19 protein-coding genes and 1 riboswitch are annotated in these 18,877 nt (G+C 46.5%); of the genes, 2 read left to right on the top strand and 17 right to left on the bottom strand.

Features of this window, described 5'->3' with window-relative positions; genetic code table 11:
• Positions 1–11: 11 nt before the first annotated feature.
• The 13 genes from GQ671_RS05490 to nrdI all read right to left on the bottom strand — a co-directional run bounded on the left by GQ671_RS05490 (position 12) and on the right by nrdI (position 12,561).
• Positions 12–1,043 (bottom strand): siderophore ABC transporter substrate-binding protein, encoded by a 1,032-nt coding sequence (locus GQ671_RS05490; protein WP_160653908.1) that lies wholly within the window; start codon positions 1,041–1,043, stop codon positions 12–14.
• Between the two features lie 98 nt (positions 1,044–1,141).
• Complete coding sequence (locus tag GQ671_RS05485) at positions 1,142–1,963, bottom strand: iron ABC transporter ATP-binding protein (protein ID WP_160653904.1); 822 nt, start codon at positions 1,961–1,963, stop codon at positions 1,142–1,144.
• Positions 1,960–2,919 carry an iron chelate uptake ABC transporter family permease subunit gene (locus GQ671_RS05480; protein ID WP_160653901.1) on the bottom strand — a complete coding sequence of 320 codons (960 nt, stop codon included), beginning with the start codon at positions 2,917–2,919 and terminating at the stop codon, positions 1,960–1,962. The genes GQ671_RS05485 and GQ671_RS05480 overlap by 4 nt, the downstream gene beginning before the upstream one ends.
• Positions 2,912–3,880, bottom strand: coding sequence for an ABC transporter permease (locus GQ671_RS05475; RefSeq protein ID WP_160653897.1), 969 nt, complete (start codon positions 3,878–3,880; stop codon positions 2,912–2,914). Before GQ671_RS05475 ends, GQ671_RS05480 begins: the two co-directional genes overlap by 8 nt.
• A gap of 140 nt (positions 3,881–4,020) precedes the next feature.
• Positions 4,021–4,698 (bottom strand): SDR family NAD(P)-dependent oxidoreductase, encoded by a 678-nt coding sequence (locus GQ671_RS05470; RefSeq protein WP_160653894.1) that lies wholly within the window; start codon positions 4,696–4,698, stop codon positions 4,021–4,023.
• A 94-nt stretch (positions 4,699–4,792) separates the two neighbouring features.
• A complete protein-coding gene (locus GQ671_RS05465; protein WP_322789460.1) occupies positions 4,793–5,200 on the bottom strand; it encodes a FixH family protein in 408 nt (135 codons plus the stop codon).
• 141 nt (positions 5,201–5,341) lie between these two features.
• Complete coding sequence (gene ribH / locus GQ671_RS05460) at positions 5,342–5,806, bottom strand: 6,7-dimethyl-8-ribityllumazine synthase (protein ID WP_160653891.1); 465 nt, start codon at positions 5,804–5,806, stop codon at positions 5,342–5,344.
• 10 nt (positions 5,807–5,816) lie between these two features.
• Positions 5,817–6,989, bottom strand: a complete 1,173-nt coding sequence (ribA, locus tag GQ671_RS05455; RefSeq protein ID WP_160653888.1) for a GTP cyclohydrolase II — start codon at positions 6,987–6,989, stop codon at positions 5,817–5,819.
• On the bottom strand, positions 6,982–7,623 hold the full coding sequence (locus GQ671_RS05450; RefSeq protein WP_160653886.1) for a riboflavin synthase: 642 nt from the start codon (positions 7,621–7,623) through the stop codon (positions 6,982–6,984). The genes ribA and GQ671_RS05450 overlap by 8 nt, the downstream gene beginning before the upstream one ends.
• A 5-nt stretch (positions 7,624–7,628) precedes the next feature.
• Positions 7,629–8,663, bottom strand: coding sequence for a bifunctional diaminohydroxyphosphoribosylaminopyrimidine deaminase/5-amino-6-(5-phosphoribosylamino)uracil reductase RibD (ribD, locus tag GQ671_RS05445; RefSeq protein ID WP_246153174.1), 1,035 nt, complete (start codon positions 8,661–8,663; stop codon positions 7,629–7,631).
• Positions 8,664–8,812: 149 nt separating this feature from the next.
• A riboswitch (FMN riboswitch) is annotated at positions 8,813–8,956 on the bottom strand.
• A 124-nt stretch (positions 8,957–9,080) separates the two neighbouring features.
• Positions 9,081–10,055, bottom strand: a complete 975-nt coding sequence (gene nrdF, locus GQ671_RS05440) for a class 1b ribonucleoside-diphosphate reductase subunit beta (RefSeq protein ID WP_160653883.1) — start codon at positions 10,053–10,055, stop codon at positions 9,081–9,083.
• Positions 10,056–10,085: 30 nt separating this feature from the next.
• Positions 10,086–12,191: a class 1b ribonucleoside-diphosphate reductase subunit alpha gene (gene nrdE / locus GQ671_RS05435; protein ID WP_160653880.1), complete on the bottom strand. Its 2,106-nt coding sequence runs from the start codon at positions 12,189–12,191 to the stop codon at positions 10,086–10,088.
• The gene (gene nrdI / locus GQ671_RS05430) at positions 12,154–12,561 is read right to left on the bottom strand and encodes a class Ib ribonucleoside-diphosphate reductase assembly flavoprotein NrdI (RefSeq protein ID WP_160653877.1); all 408 of its coding nucleotides are present in this window, start codon (positions 12,559–12,561) and stop codon (positions 12,154–12,156) included. The genes nrdE and nrdI overlap by 38 nt, the downstream gene beginning before the upstream one ends.
• Positions 12,562–12,935: 374 nt before the next feature.
• Here nrdI and GQ671_RS05425 point away from each other — a divergent pair, with 374 nt between their 5' ends.
• Positions 12,936–13,802, top strand: a complete 867-nt coding sequence (locus tag GQ671_RS05425; protein WP_160653874.1) for a DMT family transporter — start codon at positions 12,936–12,938, stop codon at positions 13,800–13,802.
• A 34-nt stretch (positions 13,803–13,836) separates the two neighbouring features.
• Here the strand turns inward: GQ671_RS05425 and recQ are convergent, their stop codons facing one another.
• From recQ to GQ671_RS05405, 4 genes are all read right to left on the bottom strand, one after another.
• Positions 13,837–15,627 (bottom strand): DNA helicase RecQ, encoded by a 1,791-nt coding sequence (recQ, locus tag GQ671_RS05420; RefSeq protein WP_160653871.1) that lies wholly within the window; start codon positions 15,625–15,627, stop codon positions 13,837–13,839.
• A 151-nt stretch (positions 15,628–15,778) separates the two neighbouring features.
• Positions 15,779–16,720, bottom strand: coding sequence for a 5-oxoprolinase subunit C family protein (locus GQ671_RS05415; protein ID WP_160653868.1), 942 nt, complete (start codon positions 16,718–16,720; stop codon positions 15,779–15,781).
• Positions 16,717–16,974, bottom strand: coding sequence for a hypothetical protein (locus tag GQ671_RS05410; protein WP_160653865.1), 258 nt, complete (start codon positions 16,972–16,974; stop codon positions 16,717–16,719). Before GQ671_RS05410 ends, GQ671_RS05415 begins: the two co-directional genes overlap by 4 nt.
• 26 nt (positions 16,975–17,000) lie before the next feature.
• The gene (locus GQ671_RS05405) at positions 17,001–17,213 is read right to left on the bottom strand and encodes a hypothetical protein (RefSeq protein WP_160653862.1); all 213 of its coding nucleotides are present in this window, start codon (positions 17,211–17,213) and stop codon (positions 17,001–17,003) included.
• 399 nt (positions 17,214–17,612) lie between these two features.
• On the opposite strand from GQ671_RS05405, the gene GQ671_RS05400 reads away from it, so the two are divergent.
• A complete protein-coding gene (locus tag GQ671_RS05400; protein WP_160653859.1) occupies positions 17,613–18,815 on the top strand; it encodes an MFS transporter in 1,203 nt (400 codons plus the stop codon).
• The last annotated feature ends 62 nt before the right edge of the window (positions 18,816–18,877 follow it).

Here is an 18,877-nt window from a genome sequence, read left to right as displayed (position 1 = left end):
TTCGTATTCATCTACTGCTCAAGTGCCTGTTCCACTTCTTCAAGTTGACCAATTGTTGTAACAATGCCACCTGAAGCAAGATACCACAATTGAGCGTTCAAATCGATTACTCGATCATTCTTGATGGCATCTACATCTTGAATAACATTGTTATCCAGAACAGTGCTTGAAGCGGATTCCCCACCGATTGCACTGCCTCTATCCAATGCCAAAATGATGCCTGGGTTCCTATCGTTGATATATTCATAGCTGATCGCCTGACCGTGTCGGGTTGTTGAAATCTCTTCATCTACTGTCTTGAAGCCGAGTTCATCGTAGAGGAAACTATAACGGCCCCCTGGACCATGGGCAGAAAGTTCACCTTCATTTGCCATGACAAACAGAAGTGTTTCTTCAGTATTTTCAGCTTTTTGTTTCACTTCTTCGATCTTATCATCAAACTCGCCAATCAAAGCTTCTGCTTCATCCGATTTGTCGAAGATATCACCAATCATTTGAGTGTAATGCCTGATTTCTTCAAAGTAGTTATCACTGGAGGGACCGACAAAGAGGACTTGTGCATCCGGCGCTGCCTTACCAAATTCATCAATGATGGTATCTGTCGCCTGACGCCCAGAAATCATGATGAGATCTGGCTGTAATTCAGCAATTTTCTCGAAGTCCGGATCTTTCAGCCCGCCAAGATTTTCGTAGTCATCTCCGCGAAACTCATCCAGTTCTTCTGGCAGTGTACTTCCGCCATCTCCTTTAGGCAAACCGACAACACTTTCAGCTTCACCTAATTCTTTAATTGTCGAAAGTGCACCATAGTCAAATACAGCTACTTTTTCAGGGTTCAATGGTACTTCGATTGTTTCTGATACTGTTTCCTCAGACTCTTCTCCATCTGAAGCTTCACTTGAGACCATGAAATTATTCTCTACAGATACTGTCCCAGTCTCTCCTGCCTCTGCTTCAGTACTCTCTGTAGTCTCTTCTGTATTACCGCATGCCGCAATTACCATAATCATCATTACAGCAATCAATAAGTAAAATTTCTTCATTTCCATTCCTCTTTCCTTTGGTGTGTTTTCAGCCCCCACTAAAAACATTCATATATCCGATAGGCTCCCATCACCTCCTTAAATGAAGTCGATCGTGTTTAAGCACGTATTTGAACTTGCGCCTGATCTTCAATGAAATCATCCACAGATGCATCCTGATGCTCATCAAAGTAGACACAGATCTGTTGTCCGTAAATACATTCTATATTGATATCCATCTCATAGATGTCTTCAAGAATCTCTTTACGAATGACATCATCTTTACTGCCACTGATGACGACTTCACCATCTTTCATGGCCACGATGTTATCGGAATAGCATGATGCAAAATTGATATCATGAATAACGATGATGATAGTCTTATTCCGTTCTCTTACCAGCCTTCTCAATATCTGCATGATCTGCACAGAGTGTTTCATATCAAGATTGTTAAGTGGTTCATCCAGGAATATATACTCGGTATCCTGAGCGATGGTCATGGCGATATAGACACGCTGCCTTTGACCCCCCGATAGTTCATCTATATAGCGTTCTTCAAACTGTTCAAGTTCCATATAGCTGATCGCTTCATCGATGATCTCATGGTCTTTTTGTGTAAGTCTGCCCCTGGAATATGGAAACCTGCCAAAACTGATCAGTTCACGCACAGTAATTTTTAAATCCAGATTGTTGGATTGTTTTAAAATAGCGATTTTTTTTGCAAGCTTGTCACTTGGTGCTTGAAGTATGTTTTCCCCTTCAAGCAGCACATCGCCACTGTCCTGATCAAGCAGTCGTGTCACCATGGACAACAAGGTGCTCTTTCCAGCACCATTCGGCCCAATGAATGAAGTGACCTTTCCTTTAGCGATTGATACGGATACATCGTTAACAACTTTCTTTTGGCCGTAAATTTTTGAGATACTTTTAAGATCTATCATCTTCGACTCTCCTTAAGCATTAATATGATGAAGTACACTCCGCCTACCAGGTTGATGATGACGCTGATTTCAATTGCCTGTTTGAATACATACTGTGTCAGCATCTGACCAATGAGCAATGTAATCATTGATATGAGCGTACTGCCGATAAGCAGGTAGCGATGCTTGAACGTCTTGAATATCTGATGTGCCAGATTGACGACGAGCAGACCAAGAAACATGATTGGTCCGACCAAAGCGGTCGAAACGGATACGAGAACCGCAATAATGAGCAGCAACTGGGAAACTTTCCTGTCATAGTTGATCCCGAGGTTTATTGCATGATCCCTGCCTAGTGCGATGACGTCGAGAGAATGGAAATCTCTTAGGACAATGATCAACAGCAGCAGTACAATGGTACCAGTGATCCAGATCAATGACTCGTTGATGGCATTGAAGGATGCAAACATCGAGCTTTGCAGAATCAGGAAATCATCCGGATTGATCAGCATCTGCATAAATGATGACAGACTGCTGAAGAAAGTACCGAGTATGATCCCGATAAGCAGCAGTAGGAATACGTGGCTGCCGGTGAGCTTGAACAAGTACCTGAAAACGAGTACTGTAAATGCGACAAGAGCGAGCATACTGATCACATAATTGATGAAACCGTTGGTCAGAAGCGATGATTGGGTGCCTACAATGAATACGATGAGTGTCTGTATAAAAAGATAGACTGAATCCAATCCCATAATGGAAGGTGTCAGAATACGATTTTTTGTTATCGTCTGAAATATCACCGTAGAGACTGCAATCGCTGTTCCGACAATGAGCATTGTAGCCACCCGGTTGAGACGGGAAGGCAATTGGTAGTACAGTATGTTGAAATTCAATTGGTAGAGTATATAGAATCCACCAATCAATAGCGTAATAGCAGTCAGAATAAGTAGTAGCCGGTTATTTTTCCTATCAAGCATTCGATTTCACTCTCCTGAATATCATGATCAGGAAGATGAAACTCCCGACGACCCCAATCATCAACCCAATCGATATCTCATAGGGAAATATGATAAGACGACCGAGAATGTCACATAGCATGACGAAAATTGCACCGAGTACTGCGGTGAGAAGAATTGTATTCTTCAAGTGATCTCCACGGAATATTGATATAATATTCGGAATAATAAGGCCGAGGAACGGCAGCATTCCTACTGTTACAACAACAAGCGCAGTGATTACTGCGGTGATGAGCAAACCTATATTGATTACACGTTTATAATTCAATCCAAGGTTTTTCGAGAAATCTTCTCCCATACCCGCGATTGTAAACTGATTGGCGTAGAGCAGACCAATAATCAGAAAGGGAATGCTTATATACAGGACTTCGTAGCGTCCGGAGATGATAATCGAGAAATCCCCTTGCATCCAGCTTGAAAGTGACTGTACAGAGTTTGTTCTCAGACTGAGAAATGTTGCTACACTTGACACGACATTACCGAGCATCAGTCCAATAAGCGGAACAAAGACTACATCTTTGAATTGCACACGCTGTATGATCTGCATGAAAAGAAGTGTCCCCGCCAGGCTTAAAGCAGAAGCAAACAGTAACTTTACAAGCAGGTTCGCTGTTGGAAAGAACATCAGAGCAAGCAGAATCCCCAGTCGAGCCCAGTCCATAGTACCTGCCGTTGTTGGCGAAACGAATTTATTTCTTGTCAACTGCTGCATGATCAATCCGCATACACTAAGAGAAGCACCTGCGATGATGATCGCAACAGTTCTCGGAAACCGACTTTCAATAATAATATTTTTTTGATTCTCACTGAGGTTCAAAAGGTCTCTTGGAGAAACCTCAACAACCCCTACAAACATGGAGATGATGGATAACACAATCAATAATATAATCATGATGTCCAGCCTGAAAAGTTTATGTATCATAGTGGTCCACCTTAACTGATAATGATTATCAATGATAATCATACTCCCAATTATACATGCCATACTGTTTTTTTCAAGAGAATAAAAGAAGAATTCAAAAAAATGCCACCTGATTGAAAATCAGCTGACACTATTTGTTATTAATTTATGATGAGGGTGTTTCCGGTAGGGATATCTTCCGAACCTGTAAGAATCGTCATGACTTTGTCGATTGCCTGCAGATTTGTACGTTCTGGAGACTCATCATCGCCGAATGGCGGACGATAGCTCAGCGCGTAGACATCCACATCTTCCTTCCTCAGCTCAATAGCAGTGGAATGCGTCAATGCCTCGATTGCACCTGTGACGGTATAATACAGGTTTCTTTCAAATACATCCTCGAACGAAGGGCCGATGACGTTGATGATCTTTGCGTCCTTGCCGTCCTTGAGCAATGGCCTCAGCGTACGGATTCCCAAATAGGTCCCCCATACATGCTCGTACATCACCGTATTGAATTCATCAAAAGAAACATCATAGACAGAACGGTTCTCTGTGAATATGGTATGTACGAGAATAATACCATTCAATGTGCTATGATCCTGCTCAATTTCTTCCACAGTAGCCAACCAGTCGATTTCCTTCGACTGCTCCAGAAGAACCACCTTGTGCTTCCCTTCCGAACTGCTCTGGATAGCCTCCAGGAGGTTGTCCAGTTCCACATGCTCAGTACCTGCCAGAATGACGTTTGCACCCCGCTGCGCCAGATGCATGGAGAGTTCCTTTCCGAGCGCTGTCACAGCATTTGATACAATATAAGTTTTATCCTGCAAATTCATGTTTTCCTCCTGATTTATGCTTCCAGTTTCTATATATATTGTAAACCCTACAGGGCTTCATTACAATAATCAGCATCCGGAAGGAAAGACATGGTTATTCCACAGTAATATCCTTCTGTGGCATCGTATGGAGCTGGAATGCATCTACATGGGAGATGACTGTATACGTACCTGCTTCGTCAAATGCATGCTCGATTGTGTAGTTCCCATTTTCATCATGTTCCGCTTCAATCTTTTCAAGACTTTCTTCGCCCTGGAGCACTTCGAACATGACACTATCTGCATCCGGCACATCTTCACCGTTTGAATGGACATGGGCTGTAAATTCAACCGTTTCTCCTGATGCAGCTGTTTCAGGCACTTCAAGATCCACTTCGAGAGACCTCACTTCATCTTCACTTGCGTGATCGTGATTCATCTCCGCCGGTTCCTCTTCATTGCTGCAGCCCGCTATGATTCCCATGGCCAGAACGGCAGCAGGCAGTAATAGTCTCAACTTCACATAACCCTCTCCCTTTTTATCATATCTAAAATCATAGCATGAAAAAGCATCTGCTGAATTTTCGTTTATTGACGGTTGTTTGAAGTAATTATGGCAAATCCATGGCAAAATAAAAAGCCGATGGATATCGGCTCTTCATTTCTAGCGTATTTTTTTCATGAGGTTGGCCATCTCTATGGCTCCAAGTGCTGTTTCAGCACCTTTATTCCCTGCTTTTGTTCCAGCACGTTCTATCGCCTGCTCGATGTTTTCAGTTGTAATGATGCCGAACATGACCGGTTTGCCTGTCTGGAGTCCAGCCTGGGAAATGCCTTTCGCAGCCTCGTTGCATACATAATCATAATGTGTCGTACTGCCGCGGATGACACAGCCGAGCGCAATGACCGCGTCGTAGTTGCCGGACTCGGCCAGGGTTTTCGCAGCCAGTGGAATTTCAAAAGCACCTGGCACGTAGACGAGATCGATGTCTTCGGTATCCACATCATGGCTGATGAGCGCACCTTCTGCACCTGAAACGAGCTGTGATGTGATGAAGTCGTTGAATCTGCCTGCAACAATCGCAATTTTAAGGTCTGTACCGATCAGTTTCGTATCTATTCTATTCATGTTTTTCCTCCTAGAGCATGTGTCCGAGTTTGTCTTTTTTCGTTTTCAAATAATCCTTGTTGCTGACGTTGGCCTTGATGATATGGCTCTGGCGATTCACTTTTATGCCTTCTTCTTCGAGACCCTTGATCTTTCTCGGATTGTTGCTGAGAAGGGTCACTTCATCCAGTCCAAGCTGGTGCAGCATTTCTGCCGCCACATCATACTTCCTTAGATCGGCATCGAAACCGAGATGTTCATTTGCGCTCACAGTATCATATCCCTGTTCGATCAGCTCATATGCCTTGAGCTTGTTCATCAGACCGATGCCCCTGCCTTCCTGTCTCATATAGAGGATGACACCACCCTGTTCGCTGATGATGCGCATCGCCCGTTCGAGCTGTTCACCGCAGTCGCAGCGCTGGCTATGGAATACATCACCTGTCAGGCATTCCGAGTGGATTCTGACTGTCACATTCTGCTTCAATTCGCCATGCACCAAAGCAAGATGCTCCTTGCCCGTATCATTATCGACGAATCCGTACATCTTGAATCTGCCATAGTCTGTCGGAAGCTGGATGGTACTCTCCAGAGTGACACCGGAGTGCTTTTTCATATGATTCTTGAGGTCTTCTATCGTAATCATTTTGAGCCCGTGCGTCTCCTTGTATTTCTCCAGATCATCGAGCCGCGCCATGGTTCCGTCGTCATTCATAATCTCGCATATTACACCAACCGGTACAGCACCGGCAAGGCGCGCAAGATCTGTCGCCGCTTCAGTGTGGCCCATGCGTTCTATGACACCGCCCTTTTTGGACAGTAGCGGGAATACATGACCCGGCGCATTGAAGTCTGCCGGACCAGTATCCCTGGCAGTCAGTGCCTGCATCGTCGCATGACGTTCATGTGCACTGATGCCGGTCGTTGTCGATACGTGATCGATGGAAGTCGTGAAGGCTGTACCGTGCGGGTCGCTATTGTTGTTCACCATCGGATTGAGCCCTGCCCTTTCTGCGACTTCAGCAGTCACCGGCGTACAGATCAGCCCCCGTCCATGTGTCGCCATGAAATTCACTTCGCTTGCGCTGATGTATTCTGCAATACCGACCAGATCGCCTTCATTTTCACGGTTCTCATCGTCCACTACAATGATCAGCTTCCCTTGCCTGAGATCTTCTACAGCAGATTCAATCGTATCAAACATGTCGATCACCCACTTCTGCAATTGGATTGTCTTTCATTGAATCGGAGAAGCCCAGCAGGTGATCCACGTGTTTGATCAGCATATCCGCTTCAATATTGACCCGGTCGTGGACTGTTTTGCCTGCGAGTGTCGTCCGCTCCTGTGTTTCAGGAATCAGGTTGAGAATGATTTCCGCAGTCTCCACATTCACGTCGAACAGGGTCAGGCTGATGCCATCAATTGTCACCGACCCTTTGTGCACCATATACTTCATCAGAGATGCAGGGCACGCAATATGCATGACAATCGCACTGCCATCGTCATGGATGTTCACGATTTCACCTGTGCCATCCACATGGCCTGAAACGATATGCCCACCAAGACGTGTGTTGAGTGTCAGCGCCCGCTCCAGATTGACCGGCATGCCGGCACTCACACCATCCAGGCTCGTCACCCGCTTCGTTTCATTGACCATCTCCACTGTGAAGGCATCATCCGTCAGCCGGGTCACCGTCAGACATGTACCGTTCACGCTGACCGAATCTCCAAGTTTCAGATCATCAAATACACCTGTGGTGATTTCAAATACCGTATGCTCTCCTGTATCCTGTACTTCCCTTACTTTGCCAATCTGTTCAATAATACCTGTAAACATGGTGCTCAAGCCTTTCCATAAGTTAATTTAAGATCCGACCCGAGCTTTTCAACATCAATCAATTCGAACTGGACGACTTCCTCCATTGACGAAATCTGCTCCCTATATAATGCATGCCTCGATTCACCGAATATTTTCGGGGCAACGTATATCAATATCCGGTCATACAATTGCTGCTTTATGAACGATGTCAGCACTGTGGCACCACCCTCTACAAATAGAGAGGAGATGCCTTTTGCATAGAGGTCATCCAGGATGACATCGAGTGTCCATTCCCCAACCCTGACATCGCAGTTTTCACTGTGCTTCAAGTTTGCTTCATTTGCCGTATAGATGATCGGCCGCTTCGGATGGCTCAGGATCAGCTGTCCGGCAGACAGCTCCTGGTGGCCGAGCAGTACGACCGGCACCGGTGAATCCCCGCCACCATCGATTCTTGCTGTAAGCTTAGGATCATCATGCACGAGCGTACCGCCGCCGATCAGAATCGCATCATGCAGATGACGTTCCTGATGAACGTCAGAGCGGGCCGCCTCGCCGGTGATCCATGTGCTTGTACCATCGTCAAGCGCCAGATTGCCATCAAGACTGATGGCACACTTCAAGGTCACATTCGGTCGACCGGACCCGAGATGTCTGAAGAAAGGTGCATAGAACCGGTCGATGGCCACGTCCGGCGTGTGATCCACATGCACGCCTGCATCCATCAGTACCTGGTGGCCACTCACTTTCGGATTGAGATCCTTGGATGCATAAAATACTCTGCTGATTCCCGCTTCAATAATCGCTTCTGTGCACGGTGGTGTTTTTCCGTAATGGGAGCATGGTTCCAAAGTGACATAGATGTCCGAACCTTGCGGATTTTCATTGCAACTTGTGAGTGCCTGCCGCTCTGCATGCGGCTTGCCGTAGCCAAGGTGCGCTCCCATTCCGATTACTTTTCCTTCTTTCACTATAACGGCGCCGACTGCAGGATTCTTTCCTGTCTGGCCTACGGTCATGCGGGCCATTTCGAACGCCATATTCATATATCGGTTCAAGTTTTTCCCTCCTGAATATAAAAAACGCCGATGAATTGTTATCCATCGGCGCTTAAAAATATATGCAGAAATAAGCATTGTCAGGCAATGCTGAATAAAACCTACTTTGCTGGATAAATCAAACAGACTTATCCATATCGTATGTTCTGCAATTCTTTCTCCCATCCAGACTCTCACTGTCGGCTCCAGAATTTCGACTGGATCAGCCACATCATCAGAAAGATGATGCAGGTCGCGGGCTCGCCATATGGCCTACCGCCGGTTGGGAATTTCACCCTGCCCCGAAAGAACGATTGTATTCAGTTGAAAAACTCTACCTCAATCATATGCCATTCATATGAATTGTCAAGACAATTGCCTGGCTTTACGACTCCATTAAAAAATCCAGGCCCACAATGGACCTGGAATGCAAAGTTTCTATTTCACTTCATCAAAGATGAAGTCTTCATCCTGGATCGGCTCGACATTGAGTGCAATGACGTAGCCATCTCCTTTGACACTGAAGAAGTCATGGTTCTTCGTTGTCGTATCGAGTGCATTCTCGATGATCGGATTGAATGACTTCTCTTCAAAATAAGGATCGAATCCGAGATTTGCCAATGCCTTGTTTGCATTGTATTGGACGTAATTGAGTACATCTTCCGTCAGACCCAGATTATCATACAAGGATTTCGTATAGACTTCCTCATTGGCATAGAGCGCCTTCATGAGTTCGTACATCTCCATATCGGCACGCGCCTGCTCTTCGGCGGACAGCTCAGATCTGAGCGACTGTGCATCAAGACCAGTGAATACGCCGTGGATGGATTCATCGAGAAGAATCTTCCTGATGACCTCGCCACTTGTCGTCATCTTGCCCTGCCCGGCAAGATACAATGGATAATAGAATCCGGAGTAGAATAGGAAAGACTCGAGAAATACGCTGGCAACACGCGCCATGTACTGATCGTAGACGGAAGCCTCTTTGCCGAACAGTTTATGATAGTACTGTACAATCTTATCCGATTTATATTTGAGCTGTTCATTTTCAATGACCCATTTATCCAGAAGCTCATCGGTCTCCCTGGATGACAGGAGTGTCGAGAAGATGTGTGAATAGGATTTCGCATGAATCTGCTCCATCATCCCCATGAAGGAATAGACTGCTTTCTTGCGAAGATCCTGTGTATGCAGCATGATGAGCGGCATGCCATCATCCGCCTGGTGGGTGTCGAGCCCGGTCAGGCCTGCCAATACTTTTTTGAATGTATCCTTCTCATCTTCTGTCAGGCTGGACCATGAACCAAGGTCTTTTGAAACCTTGAATTCCGATTCCACCCACATCTGTGAAATATTCTGACGCCAAAAGACGTTTGTCATATCGTCCTCTTTATTCCAGTTTACTGCAATCATGTCATGACTCCTTTATCTTCGCTCGATTGATTATACGGAACAGCTTGTGCATTCTTCCACGCTGAGCAGTTTGTTCCTTGTATAGTAGAGGGATTTCAACCCTTTATGATGAGCGTATATATATAGTTTGGCGAGTTCTCTTGTAGAGATGTCGGAATTCACATACAGAATGGTGCTGATACCCTGATCTATATGCTGCTGTATTGTTGAAATCATGTCGATGATCTTCGTCTGGTCGGTATTGAATGCACTCTTATAGAACCACATTGTCTCAGGAGACAGGAACGGCATCGGATAGAATGTTTCGGAATTGCCATATGTCCTGCGCTCGATGGAATCCACAATCGGCATGACCGAGCTTGTTGCGTTCTGTACATAGGAAATGCTCTGCGTCGGTGCAATCGCCAGACGGTATGCATGGAACAGTCCATGCTCCATGACCTCTTCAGACAGTGCTTTCCAGTCCTGACGCGTCGGTACATGGATATCGGCAAACAGGGCTGCCACCTTGTCGGATTTCGGTTCCACCGCTTCGTTGATGTAGCGTTCGAAATACTGGCCTGTTGCATAGTCGGATCTGTCGAAATCCTGGAACGTTCTGCCACGCTCTTTGGCAATCATCATTGATTTCTCAAGAGAGTAGAAGTTGAGCAGCATGAAGAATACGTTGGCGAAGTCCCTCGCCTCTTCGGATTCGTAGCTGATCTTGTTCTTTGCAAGGTAACCGTGGAGGTTCATTGCACCAAGACCGACGGAATGCAGCTCATCATTCGCTTTTTTGACACCTGGTGCATTGGCGATCGCAGTATCGTCACTGACGACGGTCAATGCTTCGATGCCGTCATGCACGGATTCGCGTACTTTTCCGGAATCCATGACATTGGCGATGTTCAATGAGCCAAGGTTGCAGGAGATGTCACGGCGGATCTCATCATCTGTACCATAGTCGTTGATCGTGGATGTTTCCTGGAGCTGGAAGATTTCAGTACAGAGATTGCTGATCTTGATCTGTCCGATATCCTTCAGTGGGTGCACCTTGTTGGCGTTATCCTTGAACATGATATATGGATAGCCGGATTGCAGCTGTGTCTGTGCAATCGTGTTCAGCATCTCACGCGCATCCATCTCGCGCTTCTTCACCTTATCGTTTGCTACGAGCTCATCATACATTTCGTCAAGGTTCATATCATCCAATGACTGGCCGTATTCACGCTCGACGGTATGCGGTGCAAACAGATAGAACGGATCATTGTTTTTTGCCAGGTCGAAGAATTTGGATGGGACGACAAGTCCAGTCGAGATTGTTGCAAGGCGGAGATCTTCATCCGCATTCACTTTTTTGGTATCCAGAAACTCTGGCAGATCATAGTGGAAGATATTCAGGTAGACTGCACCGGCACCAGGTCTCTGACCCAGCTGATCGGCATAGCCGAATCCCCCTTCAAGTGCTTTCGCTACCGGAAGTACACCTTTGGCAACGCCTTCGATGCCTTTGATCGCCTCTCCACGTGCACGCAGTTTGGACAGGTTGATGGCGACACCGCCACCAATCTTGCTCAGCTGCTTCGCTGTAGAGTCGATGTAGTTGATGGAGTTCAGGCTGTCATCCACTTCAAGCAGGAAGCAGGATACCATTTCTCCACGGCGTGCGCGCCCTGCATTGAGGAATGTGGGGGTTGCCGGCTGGTAGCGCTGTTCAATCATGGAGATGATGAAACGCTTCGCCTGCGCCTTGTTTCCTCTTGCCAGATAGAGACTGACAATGACAACGTGCTGCTTGTAGTCTTCCAGATACTGTTTCTTATCGTTGGTCTTCAGTGTGTAGTCCTTGAAGAACTTGCTCGCAGCCATATAGCTTTTGAACTGGAACGGGATGCTCTCAGCATAGGCTGAAAGTTCCAATACATCCGCTTCGGAGTATTCATCAAACAGATTGTAGTAGAAGTCGTTATCCACCAGATAGTGGAGACGTTCGAGTTCAGTTTCGAAATGAATGGTCTTATCCTGAACCTCCTCCATGAATACTGCCAGTGCCTCCTGGTCCTTATGCAGCTGATAGAAACCCGTATCATCGCGTTTCGTCACTTCGTTGTTCAGTTCAATATGATTGTATTTTTTCTCGTCCAATACTTTCATGTACAGCCCCTGCCTTCTCAATGAATTCTTCTCTGTCTTTTTTATTCCCATGGAGCTCAAACTTCATCAGCAATGGTACTCCATAGTCGTTGCTGATATGTTCCCCTGCACGCGCAAAGTTCTGTCCCCAGTTCCGGTTGCCGCTTGAGGCGACCGCAATCATGGATTCGTGGTTCACTTCAAGGAACGATTTCACCTCGTCCGGTACACCACCGAAACCGTAGGTGCCTGTAACAAGTATGAACGGTTCACGGATGCGTTCACGGCAGTTGGCCGCCCGGATTTCATAAGTATCATGTTGCTCGGCCACTCCGGAATTTGTGATAAAACGTCTCACATTTCCAGTCATGGAATAGAATGCAATCAGCATGCCATCCCCCCTTATCCTTACTCTGGCAAAATAAAATAATCGAACCGGCGTCCGACAATCATAATACTGTACCTTATTTTCTTTACACCTTTGCCAGGGGAATTAAACACAATATGTTGTGTCTTATGAAAAATTTACACACAACATATATGATTTACTTGTTCAATGATGCCATAATCATCCATAATTATCAATGGCATAAATAGACATTTCATTGCGAATAATGTCACTTAAATATACCCGAAGTCGCATCATATGTATGTTATACTGTACCAAAAATTGTTTTGATTTTTTTTATTTAAAATTATGTCCGAATGCAACTATGAAATAAAATATAAATTACGAAATAAATTAAAAATATGGAGTGTCTCCTCATGAACAATACGCTAAAAGGCATCATCGCACTTCTCATATCGTCACTCGGTTTCAGTCTGATGGCGCTGCTTGTAAAATACAGCGGTGATCTGCCGACGGTCCAGAAAGCATTCTTCAGAAACTTTGTCGCGATGCTCGTCGCCCTCTCTTTTGCATTGTACTACAGAGCAGAACTTTTTGGTCGCAAAGAGAATCAGGGACTTCTGATGCTGCGTTCCGCACTCGGCGTCTCGGGCGTTCTCCTCAATTTCTTCGTCATCGACAGAATGGTGCTGAGCGATGCGGAAATTCTCAATAAGCTGAGCCCTTTCTTCACCATCATACTCTGCGCCGTCTTCCTGAAAGAATACATACGGAAGTATCAGATGATCGCGATCGTCATTGCTTTCATCGGCGCCATTTTCATCATCAAACCCTCTTTCTCAAGCGAGACATTCTATGCCCTGGTGGGCGTGCTTGGCGCGCTCGTCGCTGCCGGGGCCTACACTGTACTCAGAGTGCTTGGCAGCCGTGAAAAATTCTATACTGTCGTCTTCTATTTCTCCTTCTTCTCATCGGTGGTTCTTCTGCCATTCTTCATCTGGCAGTTCGAGCCGATGACCATGTCGCAGTTCTGGCTGCTTGTGCTGGCAGGATTGTTTGCAGCATTCGGCCAGTTCGGGCTGACCATTGCATACAGCTATGCACCAGCAAAGGAGATCTCCATATTCTTTTATTCCACCATACTGTATGCGGCAATCTTCAGTATCGTCTTCTTCAATGAAATTCCGGATATGCTGTCCATCCTCGGATATGTCATCATCTTCTCGGCTGGCTTCTATATGTTCATGAAGAACAGGCCCCGGAAGCAGGATGCAGCCTCATAAACACCAACATAAGCCGGCCATGGGCCGGCTTATTCTATTCCATCTCCGCCATCTGCTTCTTGTATTCGAGTATGGTCTCAAGGAAGTATGGGCAGTAGTGCTTGAGCTTATAGTTTCCGACACCCTGTATATGCACCATATCCTGTTTCGTCTCAGGCACTTTCTTGGCGAATTCCCTGAGTACATTATCGGTGAAGATGTTCTCTGCCTGGGTGCCGTATTTCCTGGCCAGCCGGCATCGTGTATCAGCAAGCTTTTCGTACAGTATCTCATTCGGAGAACTGGCCGTGCTGATGTCCACCTTCTCGTTGAAGTACTTCCTGAAAGGTGCTGTATATAGTATGGCTCCCCCATCCAGTACTTCCCGGCTCTTCTTTACAATATGGAGCTGGTCCGCCTTCAGATGGACATAGCCCCTGTAGATGAGCTCTTCAATGATATGGTTGATCTCACTGGTCAGATAGTTTTCCATGGTACCGAACGCTCCAAGTGTGTCGAGCTGGAAAGCCAGCACGTTTTCAGCCGCTTCACCCCGAAGTATCTGGATGGCCTGCTCCTTGGTCACAGGCATCCCACTCTGAGATACAAGGTTCAGTACGAGCTTCGCCTCTATTGTCATATCATAGGTGCGGTTCGGGCTCAGACAATTGGAACATTCCCCGCATTCGACCACATACTCATCCGCATCAAAATACTTTGTGATGAAGCTGCTCAGACATTTGGTTGTACGGTTGTACTGGATCATGCGGTCGAGCTTGGCACGCATATGATCCTTGTACTGCTCTGTGGAGTTTGAACGGTCGATGAAAAACTGGTGCAGATTGACATCCCGGGGGCTCGACAGCAGGATGCATTCGCTGACTTTCCCATCCCGGCCGGCACGCCCGATCTCCTGGTAGTAGCTTTCCAGATCTCCGGGCAGATTATGGTGGATGATGAAGCGGATATCAGGCTTATCTATCCCCATGCCGAAAGCGTTGGTCGCGACAGCAATGTCCACTTCCCCTGTAATGAAGAGCCGCTGGTTGAGATTCCTCTCCTCCTTGCCGAGGCCGCCGTGGTAGATGACATTCTGGATATCGTGCTCTTCAAGATGAAGGGATATCTTCTCCACTTCCGCACGTGTTGCCGCATAGACAATTCCCGGTGATCCCGGATGGCTTTTGATATACGATTCCATGAACTGTTCACGCTGATAGGTCGGATCGACACTCAGATGCAGATTTTCACGCGCAACACTCGTTGTGAATACATGCGGACGCCCGATCATCAGAAGCTCCTGGATGTTCTCCTGGACCTCTTCAGTGGCTGTTGCCGTCAAACCGACTGTAACTGCATCGGGCACAAGTCTTTTCAGTACGGGAATGATATTCTGATAGCTTGGTCTGAAATCATGGCCCCACTTTGAAATGCAGTGGGCTTCGTCGAAGGCAATCAGTGATACATCAAGCCTCTTGATCAGCTGATTGAAATCATCATTGTTGAAGCGCTCCGGTGCCACATATAGAAACTGGTACCGCCCTGCTTCGAGGTTTGCCATGACAGCATCGATTTCCTTCTTTTTCAATGTCGAGTTCAAATAGGCTGCAGGAATGTCCTGCGCATTCAACGTACCCACCTGGTCCCGCATGAGGGAAATCAGGGGGGAAATCACCAGCGTCAGACCCTCCAGTTTCAACCCGGGCACCTGAAAACAGAGCGACTTGCCCGACCCTGTCGGCAGGACCCCCAGCGTATTATGGCCTTTTAAAACCGATTCTATAATTTCCTTCTGCTTAGGTCTGAAATTTTCAAATCCGAAATACTGTTTTAAAATTTTTTCCATATCGAAACCAATCCCACCGTTCACTAGTCGCTATCGTTCCTCTATTTCTGATATATCATTATACCGTATTTTCCACCAGATTTGTTGCAGACTCTTCATTTTTAAGGCGAAAAATAAAAATTCCGAGGCGGATACCCCGGAATGGAAAGTATTACATTTTTTCTTTGATCAGTTCTTTCGACAATTTATAGTCGATGGCTTTGAACAGACTCTTCTTCCATAGATGATGGGCGTACAGATTGGCGTGCGCATCATCCGCCTCGACACACTTGAAGCGAATTTTCGATCCCGGACGCTTCTGGACCAGCTTATGCATATGATAGGAAGGGATGGTGCCGACATGAGGTGCAGTCGTATACGCATTGAAGTCGTTCAGTGCCAGTACCGGCTGTCCATCTGCAATGTAGACGCCGCCTTTGATTCCCGGATGTTCAATGCCGGTGTCCGGCACTTCGACCGCATCGCCCTCTAGATACAGTGCCACACGGTACTTTTCATTTCTTACAGTATATTCTTCGGCTTCGATGGCTGCATAGACTGCATCCGGTATGTCAGGGCGTTTGACAAGATGGTACGTATCCGACAGGTAGACTTCGACGAGCGCATATGTATCCACGCCCCAGTTCACTTCATGCTGCTGCTTCAGCATGTTGAACAGCTCATCGTGCTGTGCAGTATAGTTTCTGCACATGACAACTTCGTCACCTGATGAAAGTATATTCGACCCCTCGACCTTGATGCCCCCTGCAACAGCCAGATAGACCCGGTTTCCTCTTGTGGATTCACCGAAGACAAGCTCATCTCCGCGATCGAAAAGGTAGATTCTATTCACATATATGTTGCGGTTTCCGGACTTGGCCTTGAATTCCGCACCGGAGAATGCCGCTATTGTCGGTTCTGTAAATTTGATGACCCCAGGACGCAATGTCATTTCAATGGTCGGCTGGTCAGGATTGTTGCCGACAAGCTGGTTGGCAAGCTGATGCGCCAGACGGTCGCATGCACCATTATATTCATTCCCTTTGGCTGAATCCTCGCGATCGAGCGTCTGCAGAATAGTCAGCAGGCCGCTTTCCTGAATGATTAGGCTCATATTGAAAACTCCATTCCTGTGAGAAATTCCCTGACTTCCTCTATGACGATGTCACCGGGTTCAATTGTATTGTGCTCCTCCATCACCTTGATGGGGGAATAGTAGAAGGTGAGTGTATTTCCGGTTGCGACCATGTCCAGCAGATAAATATGGGTACCGTCTTGAAAAGACTGTTCCAGATCCTCACGCCTTGCAGGACTGAGCGGTTCCTGCTGCTGATACGTGATATGGCAGTCTCCATTGGCAAAAATCATGACTTGTTCCTCCTAAAAATTTTCTCCTAATTATCGTTATAGAAAATGGCCAGTTCCTCTGCGGCAAAATCGGTGATGCCGCTGATGATGAACTGGACGATGACGATGGCGGCGACGACCCCGACAAAAGCGAAGAGCACACCGACAATCTTTACATCATTCTCGATGAGATAGCTCACTACAAAATGCGTGAACATGACAATCGCAATCACCAGTATTATTAAAAAAAGAGTTAGCATGCATTCACCCCGAAATATTCAGATCGACTCCAGTCTGGATTCCAGACTGCTGATCATTTGATCTCATGCATCATTTCCACACTGTTCCGAGGAAATGATTTCATGGAATGCGTCCGGTATCAGATCCGGCCGCTTGCTGGTATTCATTATAATACAAAACGGCCGGGAAATCACCGATGGTACTGCAGTAATGATGCAAGCCGGCTGTCACGCCCTCCGCTTGTATCCACATTCCACCATACTACCATATTGCAATTTACTAAAGAAAACCAAAATATACTCTATATGACGGATGAAAAAAATATTTCAGTAATGTAAAATGAATATAATCACTTTTTTCGGAAATCGAAATAAATATATCGATTAAAAAACAAAAATTAGTAAGAAGGTCGAAATTATATGTCGGAACAAAATCAGAAAATCTGGACCAAGGATTTTATCCTCATCGTCATTGTCAATTTCTTCATATTCACTGCATTCCAGATGACCCTGCCTACGCTGCCACTCTTTGTACAGGAAATTGGAGCGAGCGACCGCTGGATCGGGATCGTCGTCGGCATCTTCACGTTTTCTGCCCTGCTCATCAGACCCAGTGCAGGCAAACTTCTCGACACGAAGGGGCGGGCACCGGTATTCCTGACCGGTCTGGTCATCTTCGTCATATCGATGTTCTCCCTCGCTGCAAGCTTCACCATCTTCATGCTGCTGATGGTCAGAGTCATGCAGGGGGTCGGATGGGGGCTTTCAAGTACGTCTTCAGGAACGATCGCAACAGACCTGGTTCCGAAGAAGCGACGCGGTGAAGGTCTCGGATACTATGGCTTGAGTGGTAATATCGCACTGGCCTTCGGGCCGGCTCTCGGACTGTTTCTCGTAAATCACATTTCATTTACCATGCTTTTTTCAATATGCGGCATGCTCGGTGCAGCAGCACTCATTCTGGCAGCCAATATAAAGTATGAAAAACCAGATGAAGAAGCTCCAGCCAGAAATAAGGACACATACGTACCGCGTTTCGATATCGTCGAAAGACGTGCTATGCCAGCCGCTTCCCTGCTCTTCTTCATCACTGTCACATTCGGCGGCATTGCGACGTTCCTGCCTGTCTATACGTACCAGCTGGGATTCGAGTCCACTTATATCCAGTTCTACTTCGTCATATATGCTGCATTCCTGATGCTGTCACGCCTGCTTGCCGGACGACTGTATGATAGAAAAGGGATTGCCATTGTATTCGTTCCGGGATGCCTGTCCATCATCGCCGCCATGCTGATGCTCGGATTCATGCCGAGCCCTGCTTACCTGTTCATTGCAGCAGCACTCTATGGCTTCGGTTTCGGCTGTGTCCAGCCTGCGCTGCAGGCATGGGCAGTCAATCGTGTTGAAAACAACAGGCGCGGCATGGCCAACGCCACATTCTTTTCCGCCTTCGACCTCGGCGTCGGTCTTGGTGCCATCAGCTACGGCTTCGTTGCAGAAGCCTTCGGATACAGCACCATCTATTTCACAAGCGCAGTCAGTGTAACCATCGCCCTCATTCTATTCTTTTACATCATGCAGAAATATAAAAAAGAACAATTTCAGGCTACAAAAATGCCATAAGGTGTTTAGACATTCAAAACCATGGGTATTCATTCTATTAGAACGACGTTTTATTTTCATAT

Origin of the sequence: Salinicoccus hispanicus (genome assembly GCF_009831115.1) — a bacterium.
GTDB classification, from domain to species: domain Bacteria; phylum Bacillota; class Bacilli; order Staphylococcales; family Salinicoccaceae; genus Salinicoccus; species Salinicoccus hispanicus.
Note: the sequence above shows the minus strand (reverse complement) of the source record. Positions and strands in the feature narration are given on the sequence as shown.